15 protein-coding genes are annotated in these 14,607 nt (G+C 42.7%); 4 read left to right on the forward strand and 11 right to left on the reverse strand.

From position 1 onward, the window contains the following. Nucleotides 1-40 precede the first annotated feature (40 nt). The 9 genes from G601_RS0117175 to G601_RS0117215 form a co-directional block, all read right to left on the reverse strand. Nucleotides 41-1,216: a pectin acetylesterase-family hydrolase gene (locus G601_RS0117175; protein WP_026666060.1), complete on the reverse strand. Its 1,176-nt coding sequence runs from the start codon at nt 1,214-1,216 to the stop codon at nt 41-43. Further along, a complete protein-coding gene (locus tag G601_RS0117180; protein WP_026490955.1) occupies nt 1,213-1,932 on the reverse strand; it encodes a DUF6320 domain-containing protein in 720 nt (239 codons plus the stop codon). Before G601_RS0117180 ends, G601_RS0117175 begins: the two co-directional genes overlap by 4 nt. Then, nucleotides 1,932-3,233 carry a hypothetical protein gene (locus tag G601_RS0117185; protein ID WP_026490956.1) on the reverse strand — a complete coding sequence of 434 codons (1,302 nt, stop codon included), beginning with the start codon at nt 3,231-3,233 and terminating at the stop codon, nt 1,932-1,934. Before G601_RS0117185 ends, G601_RS0117180 begins: the two co-directional genes overlap by 1 nt. A gap of 19 nt (nt 3,234-3,252) precedes the next feature. Next, nucleotides 3,253-5,937, reverse strand: a complete 2,685-nt coding sequence (locus G601_RS23905; RefSeq protein WP_081673580.1) for a right-handed parallel beta-helix repeat-containing protein — start codon at nt 5,935-5,937, stop codon at nt 3,253-3,255. A 97-nt stretch (nt 5,938-6,034) separates the two neighbouring features. After that, nucleotides 6,035-7,186 (reverse strand): GGDEF domain-containing protein, encoded by a 1,152-nt coding sequence (locus G601_RS25375; protein WP_051200574.1) that lies wholly within the window; start codon nt 7,184-7,186, stop codon nt 6,035-6,037. Between the two features lie 41 nt (nt 7,187-7,227). Next, complete coding sequence (locus tag G601_RS0117200; protein ID WP_026490957.1) at nt 7,228-7,500, reverse strand: hypothetical protein; 273 nt, start codon at nt 7,498-7,500, stop codon at nt 7,228-7,230. Between the two features lie 117 nt (nt 7,501-7,617). Then, the gene (locus tag G601_RS0117205) at nt 7,618-8,316 is read right to left on the reverse strand and encodes a YggS family pyridoxal phosphate-dependent enzyme (protein WP_035790856.1); all 699 of its coding nucleotides are present in this window, start codon (nt 8,314-8,316) and stop codon (nt 7,618-7,620) included. Nucleotides 8,317-8,416: 100 nt separating this feature from the next. Next, a complete protein-coding gene (locus tag G601_RS0117210; RefSeq protein ID WP_026490959.1) occupies nt 8,417-9,025 on the reverse strand; it encodes an NUDIX hydrolase in 609 nt (202 codons plus the stop codon). Between the two features lie 14 nt (nt 9,026-9,039). Next, the gene (locus G601_RS0117215; protein WP_026666062.1) at nt 9,040-9,636 is read right to left on the reverse strand and encodes a manganese efflux pump MntP; all 597 of its coding nucleotides are present in this window, start codon (nt 9,634-9,636) and stop codon (nt 9,040-9,042) included. Between the two features lie 125 nt (nt 9,637-9,761). Between G601_RS0117215 and G601_RS0117220 the strand changes: the two genes are divergently transcribed. Beyond that, on the forward strand, nt 9,762-10,871 hold the full coding sequence (locus tag G601_RS0117220; RefSeq protein WP_026666063.1) for a cation diffusion facilitator family transporter: 1,110 nt from the start codon (nt 9,762-9,764) through the stop codon (nt 10,869-10,871). 51 nt (nt 10,872-10,922) lie between these two features. Here the strand turns inward: G601_RS0117220 and G601_RS0117225 are convergent, their stop codons facing one another. Beyond that, nucleotides 10,923-11,147 (reverse strand): hypothetical protein, encoded by a 225-nt coding sequence (locus G601_RS0117225; protein ID WP_026490962.1) that lies wholly within the window; start codon nt 11,145-11,147, stop codon nt 10,923-10,925. A gap of 165 nt (nt 11,148-11,312) precedes the next feature. Here G601_RS0117225 and G601_RS23915 point away from each other — a divergent pair, with 165 nt between their 5' ends. Together G601_RS23915 and G601_RS0117235 are read left to right on the forward strand one after the other, a co-directional pair. Beyond that, a complete protein-coding gene (locus G601_RS23915; RefSeq protein ID WP_035790860.1) occupies nt 11,313-11,567 on the forward strand; it encodes a DUF6465 family protein in 255 nt (84 codons plus the stop codon). A gap of 12 nt (nt 11,568-11,579) precedes the next feature. Beyond that, nucleotides 11,580-12,344, forward strand: a complete 765-nt coding sequence (locus G601_RS0117235; RefSeq protein WP_026666064.1) for a ParA family protein — start codon at nt 11,580-11,582, stop codon at nt 12,342-12,344. A gap of 75 nt (nt 12,345-12,419) precedes the next feature. On the opposite strand, the gene G601_RS0117240 is transcribed toward G601_RS0117235, so the two are convergent. After that, nucleotides 12,420-13,781: a sodium-dependent transporter gene (locus tag G601_RS0117240; RefSeq protein WP_026666065.1), complete on the reverse strand. Its 1,362-nt coding sequence runs from the start codon at nt 13,779-13,781 to the stop codon at nt 12,420-12,422. An 81-nt stretch (nt 13,782-13,862) separates the two neighbouring features. On the opposite strand from G601_RS0117240, the gene G601_RS0117245 reads away from it, so the two are divergent. Further along, a complete protein-coding gene (locus G601_RS0117245) occupies nt 13,863-14,606 on the forward strand; it encodes a helix-turn-helix domain-containing protein (RefSeq protein ID WP_026490965.1) in 744 nt (247 codons plus the stop codon). Nucleotide 14,607: the final 1 nt, after the last annotated feature.

The raw sequence follows: 14,607 nt of genomic DNA on the forward strand, positions 1-14,607 counted from the left end.
TATTTTACAAAGATTATTTCGGCATAAGGGGGTAAAAAGTTTAGTCCAAAAGTAAATTCATTCCAATGTCATAGACATTCCCATTCACTGCATCGTAGAGCCATCTGGCCATGCTGACATCATCCTGGGTAAAGCGTGTAAAATAGGGTTCTCTGACCGCAGTATGAACAGTACCGCCCTTGGTAACAATCGGAAGTGTCCAGTTATTTATGTACATCCCAAAGGAAGGAGAAAGAGCCTTGAGCTCATGCACCATCTCCTTTAACTGACCCAGATATGCATCCTGAACATCGGAATCCGTCTTATAGGTCTTGTTGGTAATGTCGTTATAATAAGCCGTAAGGACATAATCCCTCGTGGAGCTCGAGTACAGATAGCGCAGCTTATCACCATATTTTGCATACAGATTCCTGTACCAGCTAAGGGTTATATTATCCGACTTTATCGCATCACATATATGCTCCGGAGCCTTCCAGACATTTCTCGCTGTATACTCCCACTTGGAGTATAGAAGAAGCGCACTGTCCGAAAGCAGTGTCACGTCCTTTACCTCAGGATACCAGTCCCTAAGAATTTCATCTGTAAGGGCAGGCACGGTAAATGCTCCGGCGCTGTTACCTGCAATAAGAAGCTGCTCGGGAGTCTCAAAAAGCTGCTTTGAAATTTTCATGGACTCCAGGAAATTACGATAGCCATGGAAATGCAGTACATGCTGTTCGTGATCCTCACCCTCATAGGGGAAGTCATTATCACCAACATGAAAATCGCCCGTAGCATAAGCAATATCGATAATGCTCCAGTCCCTGAAGGGATTTTCAGGGTCCTTGAGATTCATTATGCCAAGGTCTATATTCATAATCTGCGTCAAAGGACGAAGGTTATTCCAATAATAGTTCGGAAGATCGGCAGCAACCTTGCCACCTGTGATGGGTCTTGCCGCAGTGTACTCGTCATACGCTACGCCGCCACCTGAAAAGAAAATACATAGTTTTTTAGGATCAGCTATTTTTACATAGATATGGTATCCTGATCCATCTCCTGATAAGCCCATGGGAATAATGACCCTGTACCACTTTTTCTCCTCCGGCTCCTTAGGAAGCTCCGGTGCTATAAGGTCACGATCCACCATCGTTTTATCTATGGAATTCTCTAGAAAATCTCCTATTTGCTGCCCTAACTGCTGTTTTCGGAGTATTCGTTTTTCCTTATAATTCATACGTTGAACATCCTCTGCGTTGCACTTCGAAGTTCTCTGAATCTGAATAAAACTGTTGCAATAAGAGCTATGGCAAAGCCGGCTATAACAAATACTGCAGCGTAAGGAAGCTTGTTTTCACCGTTCCAGATAAAGATCATCTGGAGAAAGGCCATAACTGCATCAATTACGATATAAATAATATATTCCTCAAATCTTAGCTTCATGAATTTGGCGATGATCCAGCTAAGTATCGTATGTCCCACCAGGCAGAAGGGAATCATCCAGGTGACACTCCAGCCGTAGAAACCGGTCTGTTTATCAATGTAATAATCGACTATGATCGCCACGATAACTTCCACGGTTAAGACCTTCAGAATGTTGTACCGATATCTCATTATTGCCAGGATATCAAGCCACAGCACAATGCTTCCAAGCACCACCATTCCCGTCCATGACACGGCATCTCCGAAGAGATACTTGATCGCGGCACACATTACAATGGTAACAGCCAGTAAAAAGGTACAGATTTTCACGAAGGTAACTCCGCTGATCCTTCTCTCAGGAAGGGTCGGATAAGGAGCCTCATCATCCTCTGAAAATTCGTCGATGTCATACATCTTCTCATCGATTCCTGTTCTGAGTACGTCCTGCCTTCCGAGAATCTTACCCTCACACAAAGGACAGCAGGACTTATTTCCCCTTATTACAATTTTACATTTCGGGCAATAATACATTACTTACTCTCCTTTGTTTTCTTTTCATGAACAGGGATATCAAAATCGTTGGTACTAAGCTCAACGCCAAGTCCCTCCGCCGTCAGTCTTCTGCACAGATTCAGCATTGTGGGATGTGATGTAAATGCAGAGCACTCTCCAAACACCATCCTATCGCCGAAGCTGCATATAGTGATCTGCTCCTTAGCTGCAGTCATAAAGGCTGAAAATCTGTCGATAAACGGTGTTACTTCCGTTGGCATTTTTATAAGTCCCATATTGGAAATTGATGTTGTAACACCCTTCTTGGCTGCGGCATCAAAACGCCCTATGGCATAGTCCTTAATGAAAAGCGGAACAACCTTGATCGCTATATTATGCTCAAGTGCCGCATAGGAATTCATGGTTGAATTTACTCTGGTGGGCTCAAGCTGCTGCTTAAAGGCATCATCCACCTCTTCTATTACGCTCTCAAGAGTTCCATCATAGTCATAGGGATCGAACTTTATGCTGATAACGCCAAAAAAGTTTCTTGCTGTGTAGGACTGAAAATACTGCCTTAAGTTAACAGGAACACTTACAACTATCGGCTTTTTCTTCTGAGCCTCAGACATTGTATCTATTATGGCCAGAATGTAAATCGAGGTACTAAGAATTCCTACTGTTGTACCATAATTCACTGCCAGCTCTTTAAATCTCTCAGCTGACACGCAGGCTTCAACTATGTGGGATTCATTGTTACTGTCAATCTCACCATGAAGCTGGTAGGCGTTGTTTCTTGCCAGTGTCTTAAGCTGTTTTAATCCCTTCTGATTGCGATAGTAATGAGTAAATGCGTCCTTGTTTCTCTCCTCCAGAGAGGCTATCTCCTCAGCGAAGAACCCTGTATCCACATGAAAATCATGGGCAATCTCAAGATATCTTGTGATCATTCTTCTAAAGAACATGAAAGCACCGGTTCCGTCTGCCAGAACATGGAACATCTCTATGCTTATTCTTCTCTTGTAATAAAAAACTCTGTATAAAAGGTTCTTTTTTCCGGGAAGATAAAGCGGACTACAGGCAGGAAGATGCTCCTCCTCAACAGTACAGGACAGATTACTGTCCTCAAGGTAGTACCAGAAAAGTCCCCTCCTCAGGACACAGTTAAAGAAAGGGTATTCGACGATAGATTCATCAAGTGCCCTTTGTAGAATGACAGGATCTATTTCCTCCAATAGCTCGCAGGAAATACGAAATACTCTCGTATTTGCTCCGCGAACCGTGGAGGGAATGATCTTTGCTGCATTATCAAGTTTGTACCAGTTTGCACGTTTTTCCATTATATATATAAATCTAATGTCACAGATTCTCTACAATCTCAGTGACAGGCTCAATCGGAGCTGTCTTTACTCTGTAAATGACGTCCTCAAGTGAGATAAATTTTTTCTCCTGTATAAATTTCAGATATTTTGGTGTAAGTCTCATTGTGATCCTGGGCTCTAAAGCCTTGTTGACCCTTGTGCTTATGGCCTTGCAGGCATCCGTGGGATCGTGAGCCATGCTCTTACTAAGTACACACAGAAGTGTTCCAACTGTCTGAGCAAGTCCGCTCATATTGGGATCCCGACTTACATCAATTGACTGCAGGGAGTTTACACTCCATCTTTTCCTCTCAGAGTATATACCATATTCGCAGTCTACCTCAACAAGCTTCTGGGTTTTCATATCCCTCAGCCACGCAGTATTACCTCTTACGAATATATCCTGAACCTGGAAAAGTGTTCCATTATAAGGGAAGGTTATATTCTCACAGCCTGTCATGGTGATGTCAGCCTGAACCCTTACAATCTCGTCTTCCTTTTCAGCAGCCTCCCAGCTGCCCTCTCCCTCAGGACCGGTCTCAAAATCTCCCCAGGGTGAAGTCTCAGGCTCTACCTCAGAAAACTCCCTCTGAGAAATTCTTTTTCTTGCGCGGCCTTCAAGGCGGTGCTTATCATGATGATATATTGCGCGGCCTCCCATGGTAGGATAAGCCACTGTAAAGCGGTCTCCCGCACCCTCTTCGAAGGGTCCGCAAAGTGGATGGATACTTCTTTTCCTTCCAAAATAATCCGTATCAAGAATAATCTCTGTGCCGTCGTTATTTTCAAAAAGCTGCTCAGGCTCAAATGCCTCGCCGAGAACCTTCGTGGAGATCATGGAGGTCATGCTCCGTGGCAGATACTCGTAGAGATTGGTATGGAGTCTGAACTGTCCATCCTCCTCTGATACCATGATCCTGACGGTGTGATTGTTCTCAATATATGCACCCTTCTCACTATCGCAGGGCTGCGCTCCGTTAAAGAATGCATTGCCGCCTGTGTAGATAGGAAGATGATCGTAGTATCTGTCATTTTCACCGGGAGTAGCAAAGTCTCCTGACATGGGTTTTAATGTGGCAAGATACTTCTCTCTTGTGGGATATCCGTCATAGGGCTTGGTTCCGCAGATAAAGTTGTAAAGATTAAGGGACTCAAAGCCTACGGAATGAACATAGTCCCTGAGATCCTGCCTTATTTCCTTCTGTACGAAGATGTTGTTATAGAATCTTGCATCTCCGTGAAGTATCGTCATAAAGCCCGCAATCTTAGTGGAATGCGGAACATGATAAGGCGTGTATCTGCAGCTCTGGAATCTCTTACCACCATTATCCGTGCCCTCTCCAACAAATGAAAATGAGCCATAGAAAAGGTTATGCACAAGAGCAATTCCCTGGGTACTGAGTCTGCAGGAAATATCCGAGAGCATAATGTTGTGGTCAACAAGGGTAGGTCCATGGGAAACCTCGATAAAGACATCCTCTCCCAGCGCAAGACCGTTTGTAATCTCGCAACCTTCCGGAGGCGTGTTGTCATGGAAGAAGTTCTGGGTGACTCTCGTTCCCTGAGCCTGCCAGTCAAGCCACAGACCTCTCGTACAATGATGAATGTGATTTCTTCTGAAAATCGTATCAATAGCAGCATGCATCTTAATGCCGCCAATCTCAGCGCCATCAACATCATGCTTATTATTTATCCTGTAGATGTGATTATCCTCAATAATACTGAAAATACCGCCTAGGTGACCCACAATACCTGTCTGTCCGCAGTCATGGATCTCACACCTTCTGATAATATGTGAGCCTATAGTTTCCTTATCCCAGCCCTCATTTACAGCCTGGCAGACAGCATCTCTTTCCGTCTGAGTGCCGTCCTTTATATAAGTCTTTGTCCACTTGTTATTGTTATTAGGCTGCAGATATTTTCCAAGTGAAATACCTGAGCACTTGGACTCTGATATCTCGCAGTCCTCGATTATCCAGCCCTTTGACCAGTGAGGTCCTATAAGACCGTCCTGATATGCCGTAGGCGGAGCCCACTGAGTAGCTGCCTGCCTCAGTGCAAAGCCTGAAACAGTTATATAATTTATGCCGTTTTCAAGTGGCATGAAGCAGTTTCTTCTGACAGTGATCTCGACATTTTCTTCGTTTGGATTCTTTCCATGAAAATTGGCAAAGATAACCGTATTATCCATGTCCTGAGCCGTGTACCAGGCATATACGCTAAACTCCGGATCCCAGGAATCCTTACGCACTTCAGGCTTCTCAACACCGGTAAGTGTCTCGGATTCATACATGGATTTACCGTTCAGGAACACTTCACCTGTATGGTTAATCTTCCCGGGAATACACCAGTCACCTTCCAGGATCGTAGTATATGGATTGTAATTACCAAACATATTGTTCGGGATACTTACCTTCCATACATCTCCGTTAAAGAGCTCCCACTCCTTTATCTCCTCGGCTCCGGTAATAACGGCGCCCTGAGGCTCAGTAGTACAGTAGACAATAGGATTATCTTTTGTACCGCCGTGAGCAGGATGAACATATTCTCTGTAAATGCCCGGTGCAACTATTACAATATCACCAGGCTGCGCAATGTCAGCAGCTTCCTGAATAAAGCGGAATGGATGATTTCTCGTTCCGTCGCCACTTCGAACTACGCTTTGTGAAACATAAATCTGCATGGCAATACCCCCATAATTAAGAATAATTTATACAAACAATTATAGCAGATATGTAAGGAAAAGGGCTGCCGATTTGCTATACGGCAGCCCGAAAATTTTACTCATTTCTAGCATGTTTCATATGGTAAAGGTCCGTATCCGCTCTTGCTATCAGTGATGGAATCGGAACTGGTGATGCAAAATCATATTCAGCAATTCCGACACAGACAGACAGGTTATAGGGTGCTCCCGCCTTCTCATTCAATATACGAACGCTTGACCTTATTTTGTCAGAGAGCCAGTTGACCTCGCCCTTATACTCTGTTTCAGCGATGATAATAAACTCATCTCCGCCATATCTCGATACAAAGAAGCGGTTTCTGTGTGCCTGACATGCTTCCTTCATTGCTGTTGCCACACGGACCAGAGCCTTATCACCCTCCACATGCCCGTAGGTGTCATTTATCTCCTTGAAATGGTCAACATCGATGATCATCAGATAAAGTGAAAGTCCGGGAGACGGTGCTTTCATTTTTCTCATAAGGTATCTCTGCATCTGGTGACGGTTATTTACCTGAGTGAGTGAATCCATGGATACCAGATTCTCAATAGAAGTAAGATAAACAATCAGCACAGAAAGTGTTGCGCCATAGCACATGATCGGTGTAGTAAGGAAAATCGACTGCAGAGCGCCGCACACAAGAGGCAGGATAGGGAAAATACCTACTACAAAATAAAGGCTGTTATCAAGGTAACGCTCCTGGGTGTAGGCTCTATAGAAGCCCTTTGCAGAGGAATACAGCATATATCCTGTAGGAATAAGCAGGAATATCGCGTAAAGCGGACCATACTTAAGGGTTCCGTTTTCATCAAAATAGAACACGTAACCTCTGAAGGAGCCGAATATTATCATTATTATCGCTGCAAGCATTGGAATCGAGCTGCGAATCAAGGATCTCGCCGTGACTATATTCTTGTTTTGCTGAAGAAGCTCACAGTATATGAACCAGCAAAAGCTGCAGCCCACAATGAATCCGTATGGAATAATAGTAATAATATACATTCCGCTTTCGTTCACAGGAAATACATCGCCCTCAAACAGCGCCCACACTGCATCGGACAGAAAGTAACCCATCATAATCCAAATCATGCGTCTTATTACTATTGTTGAAATCTGACGATCTATGCCCTGATTGATTTTAACAAGAACAAGCCCCAAAATAAGCATGCAGGCTATATTAGCCTCTGCATAGTAAAAAACTTCTGTCACTTGAAGCCCCCTAAAAACTTTATTTCGTAAAACACGATATATTATGCACCGTTGGCCACAGCCTTAAGTGCCTCGAATTCCGATTCAAAAACTCCGCCCATCTGTTCAAGCTCATTCCAGGTATACCAGGAGCCTGAAAGCTGAATGCCATTAATGGAAACATCTGTCACAACAACCATAAACGGCTTGTGATTTATGACAATATAAGCCGTCCTGTTCATGCCAAGTGGTGCCACAAAAACATGACCGGTATCTATCAGATGATTGATCTGATCCAGTGTGAGATTTTTTGTAAGAGGCATTGTTCTAAGCATCAGACAGCTCCGACGAAGTATTTGGCTAAAAAAATGATTAAAAAGCCCTACAATTATTCTAAAGTCCAAGCGGTATATTATCAATTAAATGAATATGAAAAATTGGTAAACTCGCTATCACTTTTTAGAGTAATCTCTCTCACCGAATATTCCGGTTCCAACCCTTACAAAGGTTGCTCCCTCTTCGATTGCAACCTCGTAATCACCGGTCATACCCATTGAAAGGGTATCCAGCTGTGTTCCTTCAATATTCTCAGCCTTCAGAGCTTCCAGAAGTTCTCGCAGGCCCTTAAAATATACCCTGTTTGATTCCGGGTCATCTGTATAAGGAGCAATGGTCATAAGACCACGGACACGTACATGAGGAAGCTTTGCTATTGTTCTTACAAACTCGGGAGTCTCCTCCGGAGTGAGTCCAAACTTTGTGTCCTCAGCTGCCATATTTACCTCGCAGAGAACATCCATTACAAGGTCATTTTTTGCTGCCTGCTTCTCTATCTCCTCAGCCAGGCTGAGCTTATCAACGGAGTGGATCATATCCACCTTTCCGGGAAGATACTTTACCTTGTTGGTCTGAAGGTGTCCTATCATGTGCCAATGAAGAGGCTCTTTTATCTCCTCGGTTTTATCCCTTATCTCCTGAACCTTATTCTCGCCGAAAACTGTTATTCCGCAGTCCATAGCCTGCCTTATGTCAGATACTGGCTTGGTCTTACTTACAGCAATAAGTGTAACCTCGCTTCTGTCGCGACCGCTTCTGTCACAGGCGGCCTGTATTTTCTTTTCTACGTCCTGTAGATTCTCTCTTATTGACATTTTTCTCCCTTCTCCCCTCATCCGTCACTTCGTGCCAACTTCTCCCCAAGGGAGAAGGCAGATGATTTAACCATCTGGCGCTACAGCCACTTTGTGAAACTTATTTTTGCAAAAATGCGAACGGATCCTCATCATGTAAGAAGTGCTGGAGCTGATAGGCTGCAAGAATTGCCACGTGCTCCTCCCTGAGAATTCTTCTCACTTCGTCTCTGTCTGCTATAACTACCTGAATCTCTTCGCTGGCCTCCTGATATTTGTCTGTAATCTTGCCGTCAGCATATCCAAACACCATCGCTACGGATTCATCGGTCATTCCAACTGATGAAAAGCGGGGAAGCTCGTACATAGGATCCACATCAAGGGGATGGAAATCAAGTCCTGTCTCCTCATGAAGCTCCCTTACTGCAGCTTCCTTGTAGTCCTCGCCGGGCTCGCAAAGCCCTGCCGGAAATTCATAAATATAAGTATCTATGGGATATCTGTACTGTCTTACGAGTACAACCTTATCCTTATTTTCTCCGCAGAGTGCATAGATTGATACACCATCAGCCACGTTTTTACCTGTGGTTATCATCAGATCATCCTTTGTTTTTGACCTTGATGCCACATAGTAATTAGCCTGATGTCCTTTATCATTTTCACCCTTTACATGGAAAAGATTCACAAATCTGTTTTCTGTAAGCTGTTCAACAGAATTGATTGTTGCCATTTTTCATTATCTCCTTAAATGCCCAAAATTCCTTTTACGAATATTTCTATTCCAATGCCGATAAGAATGAGTCCGCCTACAATGGTAGCTCTTCCCGCAAGCTTAAGTCCGAATTTTCTTCCAAGGCGGAGTCCTATTCTGCATATAACAAAGGTCATCGCTCCGATAATAAGCGACGAAGCAACTGCCTCTGCTACCCCGTAGTCTGAAATCGTAAAGCCTACTGATAGCGCATCTATCGCTGTGGCAATGCCCTGAATCATAAGGAGCTTAAAGGTTAAGGGCTCCTTCTCTACAGGTTCATCGCTCTTTTGCTCAACAATTCCTTCCTTAAGCATCTTCGCGCCGATATATGAAAGAAGAATCAGGGCAATCCAGGGAATCGAAGCCTGGAACTGAGTGAATAAGGTAGCAATCGTGTGTACACATATCCATCCAAGAAGAGGCATCAGAAACTGAAATCCCGCAAAAGTACCTGCAATTACATTTTTTCTCCTGGGACTCATGGCCGGATCGGCCATTGCATTAGCTATAGATACAGAAAAGGCATCCATCGCAAGTCCTATTCCCAGCAAAATGGAATTACCGATAAGAAGTATTAAATTTGTCATCAAAAATCTCCAACCTTATCTAAAAAAAGTATACTCACAATTATGCACTTCCAAACATGCTAAAGTCAATCAACAGCGGGATTTTTTTATTATCATTCACTGCGCCTTCGCTGTATAATATTTCTATGGAAAACGAAAAGACAAAACTACGATATAAAAAAATATTGCATACCTCCCTCATTGGGATTCTGGTCAATATCGGACTTGTAATAATAAAGTCCATATTCGGAGTGATGGCGGGATCTATCGCTATGCTTATGGATGCCCTGAACAACCTGACTGATGTAGTGAGCTCCGTGGTCACCATAGCAGGCTTAAAGCTCTCCGAGAAGGCACCTGATGAGGACCATCCCATGGGACATGGAAGAATCGAGTATATCAGTGCTGTAATTGTAGCCATAATCATTATCTATGCAGGAGCGACCGCCGGCTTTGAATCCATAAAAAAGATCCTAAAGCCCACTGTTACCAATTATTCAGGCTATAGCATCTTAATTCTTCTCATCACAATTTTCACAAAGTACTCCCTTGGAAACTTTGTAAAGCACCGCGGAGAAGAAAACTCATCTCCCGCCCTTATTGCATCCGGACAGGACGCGATAAATGACTGCATGATTTCACTGGCAGTTCTGGTATCGGCAATCCTGTCTATTTTTGCCCATATACAGATAGATGCATATATAGGTCTTTTAATTGCGCTTTGTATTATCAAAGCCGGTTTTGAGCTTCTTTTAGACGATATGAATGATATCCTGGGAAAACGCGCAGACAGAGAGCTTGCTGACAGACTAAAGGCGTATATTTCAGGCTTTGAAGAGGTTTTAGATGTCCATGATCTTGTTCTCCACAATTATGGTCCCGAGAGACTTATAGGCTCTGTTGTCATTGATGTGGACAGCAATATGACAGCCAATGAGATCTATAAGATAAGTCACCACATAAAGGATGATGTTCTTGATGCCTACAACATTATCCTCAGTGCGATAGGTATATGCGTTGTAAACAGCGAAAGCAATGATATGCGCGATGAGATCATAAGGCGCCTTGAGCATATAGATGGTATATTACAGGTTCATGGAGTTCACATAGATATTGAAGAAAAAAGCATTGATCTGGATGTAATTGTAAGCTTTGATGCACAATACCCTGACGCAGTAGTTGACCACGCAAGGATGCACCTCACTGAGAGCTATCCCGACTACACCATAGACATCCACAGCGACAGAGACATGTAGCTTCCACAAAAAAATCACAGCTTAATAAGACTGTGATTTTATTTTGCATATTTAGTTGCACTTCATGGGAATCAGCTGCAGATTCCCTGTTCCGAAGAATAATGAATTACGGATCATTCCGATCCTGTAAAGATTAAGTACATAAAACATCTTATACATAATTATAGGTAATCCAAATACTCTTATAAGCTCTTCCACTGTAGGCTGATAGCCGTGATTTCTGGAATAGTTTCCAACAAACTCCGCAATTTTCAGTTCAAGTAAACCCATTTTCATACCGTCCTTTCCAAATTTTTTGCCATAAAAAACCCTAATAAAGATGGTAACAAGGTTTTGTTATCAAATTGTGTTCATAATCTTAATAAAAATTGAACGCCAAGTTTCCTCGTATATGTGATAAAATATTAAAAATTCATAAACAACAGCAAAGGGGGATCCATCATGGCCAGACAAAGCAGCGTCAAAAGAGCTCTTGAGGCAACAGGGAGCTTTGCCAGCGCACAGAAAAATATTGTAGTTCAGTTTCAGAACAAGGATCGTAACACAGATGAGCTTTTAAAGCAGATCAAGGAGGATGCCATATTAAAGGGCGTTTCCGAGGCTGATTTCAAAAAGGTTGATGTCTATGTAAAGCCTGAAGAACAGAAAGTATTCTACGTTGTTAACGATGAGGTCAACGGTTCTATTGACTTCTAAGGAGGAGGAAAAATGTCTACAATATTTGTAGTCGCCAATCAAAAAGGCGGTATTGGAAAAAGTACAACAGCAACAAATCTTGCCGGAATTTTGGGGAAGAAGGCAAAGACACTTTTAATAGATGCTGATCCACAGTGCAATAGCACCAGCACCTATGAAGCTAAAATTGAAGACGTCGCAACTCTTTACGACGTAATCATTGACTCAGACAAGCTTCCTATTTCAGAAGCAATTCAGCACACAGAAAACGGAGACATCGTTGCATCCGACCCTCTGCTTGTAAAAGCTGAGAAGATGCTTGACGGTGACCTTGAGGGCTTTTACAGATTGAAGGACGCTCTTGATGAGCTTGAGGGCTACGAATATATCGTTATCGATACTGCCCCTTCACTTAACGTAATTCTCTATAACTGCCTTATCGCCGCTGACAAGGTTATCATTCCCGTAACTGCAGACTCCTATGCCATGCAGGGTATTCAGCAGCTCCACGACACTATCATGTCAGTGAAGAAGCGTCAGAACAAAAATCTGTCTATCGCAGGTCTCCTTCTTGTCAGGTACTCAGGCAGGTCCAATCTTGAAAGAGAAACCCGTGACAACATAGAACAGGTTGCCAAGAAAATGGATACACGTCTGTTTAAGACCGTCATCCGCGAATGCGTAAAGACAAAGGAAGCACAGGAAGCTAAAAAACTCCTTATAGACTACGCCCCCAAGTGCAATACCTGTCTTGATTACATCGATTTTTCAAAAGAGCTTCTTAAGAAATCAAAATAAAAACATTTTTATGTGAACAAAAACTCCGTCTCAAATCTGAGGCGGAGTTCATTTTTTCTATTCATGTAGCTTTAATTAAGGAATAAGTCCCTGAATCAATATAATAAGTATCAATATTGGAAGAACAAACTTAAAATAGTTTTTCAAAAAGGCAGGCATCTGGCGACCTGATCCTGTATTTGTCTCTGCAAGATACTTGTCAAATCCCCAGCCAAATTTAGTTGTACAAAAAAGCAAGAATATAAGTGATCCGCCGGGAAGAAGCAGATTACTTACAATAAAGTCCTCAGAATCAAGGACATCCCTTGCTCCTATGATGTGGAGATCACTCCACACGTTGTAGCCCAGAACACAGGGAATACTTGCGATCAGAATAAATGCACCGTTTACAAGAATAGACTTGCCTCTGCTCCAGCCAAAATTATCTGAAAGGAACGCCACCAGATTCTCAAATACAGCTGTAACAGTTGAAAAGCTTGCAAAGGTCATAAATACAAAGAAAAGTGTTCCCCAAATCCTTCCCATGTTCATATTCATAAATACTCTGGGAAGAGTTATGAAAATAAGTGAAGGCCCCTGACCTGGCTCAACATTAAAGCTGAAGCATGCAGGGAAAATGATAAGTCCGGCTATAAGTGCAACAAAGGTATCAAGCGCACAAATTCTCACTGCTTCTCCTGTAAGAGTATGATCCTTTGACATATAGCTTCCAAATATCTCAATGGCGCCGATTCCAAGGCTTAGTGTAAAGAAGGCCTGGTTCATGGCAGCGCTTATAACCTTTCCTATTCCCACCTCCATAGCTCTGTTCCAGTCGGGAAGAAGGTAAAACTTCACGCCCTCAGCGGCATTACTAAGTGTAAGTGAATGACCTGCAAGAACTATGATAAGAGCAAGAAGTCCAATCATCATAATCTTGTTTACTCTCTCAAGGCCATCAGCAACACCAAGGCTCAGCACTCCAAAGCCAAAAATTACTGTAAGAGCCATGAATATGCCCATCTCCTCAGGATCTGCAAGCATGGAAGTAAATACATCTCCCACATTTTCGGGATCAATCCTTGAAAACTGTCCGGAAGCAAATTTAAAGAAATAGTCGACCATCCAGCCTGATACGGTTGTGTAATACATCATCAGAAGATAACAGCCAAGCATACACAGCCATCCGTGTATATGCCAGTGCTGCCCCTTTTTCTGAAGCTTCTGATATCCACGGACAACCGTCTTACCGCTGGCTCTTCCTATTGCCAGCTCCATGGTCATTACCGGAATTCCCATAAGAACAAGGAACACCAGATAAAAAAGTACAAAAACTGCTCCTCCGTTAGCACCGGCAACATACGGGAATTTCCATACATTTCCTATTCCGATAGCACATCCTGCACTAACTAAAATAAAGCCTAGTCTGGAGCCAAAACTCCCTCTCTCTTCGTTCATTTTTTAATATCCCCTTTTTTATACAAAACTCTATTGTATAATCATATTAAGAAATTACTATTTTATCAACAAAGGTGTACTATGGATTTTCATAAAGCTTGGGAAGAAAACGAAATAAGGTTATCAGAGAACGAGGTAACTCACCGTCAGCAAAACGATGAATACATGTTCTATCAAAGTGTGGCAAATGGTGATATCGACGCCATTCAGGACAATATCGACAATCACAGGTTCCTTGATTCCAACGGAACTGGAACATTATCAAGAGATCCTCTTCAAAATCTAAAATATCACTTTGTAGTCAGTGTTGCGCTCATCACCAGAATCTGTACAGAAAAAGGAATGGAAATGGAACGAGCCTTCAGGCTAAGCGATTTTTATATACAAAAGCTTGACGACATAAGCTCCATACAGGAATTATCCAATCTCCACTCAAAGATGGTAATGGACTACACAGTGCGAATGAAGGACCTTCGCCACAACGCGAATCTCTCAAAGACCACCAATGAATGTCTGAATTACATTTATGCCAATGTAAATGACAGAATAACAATTGATGATCTGGCTGACCATCTGGATACATCCACAAGTCATATTTCAAGGCTTTTTAAGGAAGAGCTCGGGATATCCCCCAGCGATTATATCCGCAATGTAAAGCTCGATAAAGCCAAGAACCTTTTAAGATTCAGCGATTATTCTATTATAGAGATTTCCAACTATCTCTCATTCTCTTCACAAAGTCATTTTAGTAAGCTCTTCTTCGAGGATACCGGAATGACACCAAAAAAATACAGAGAAACCTATTACGGAACAACCTGGAAGTGAT

This window comes from Butyrivibrio sp. FC2001 (assembly GCF_000424125.1).
Classification (GTDB): domain Bacteria; phylum Bacillota; class Clostridia; order Lachnospirales; family Lachnospiraceae; genus Butyrivibrio.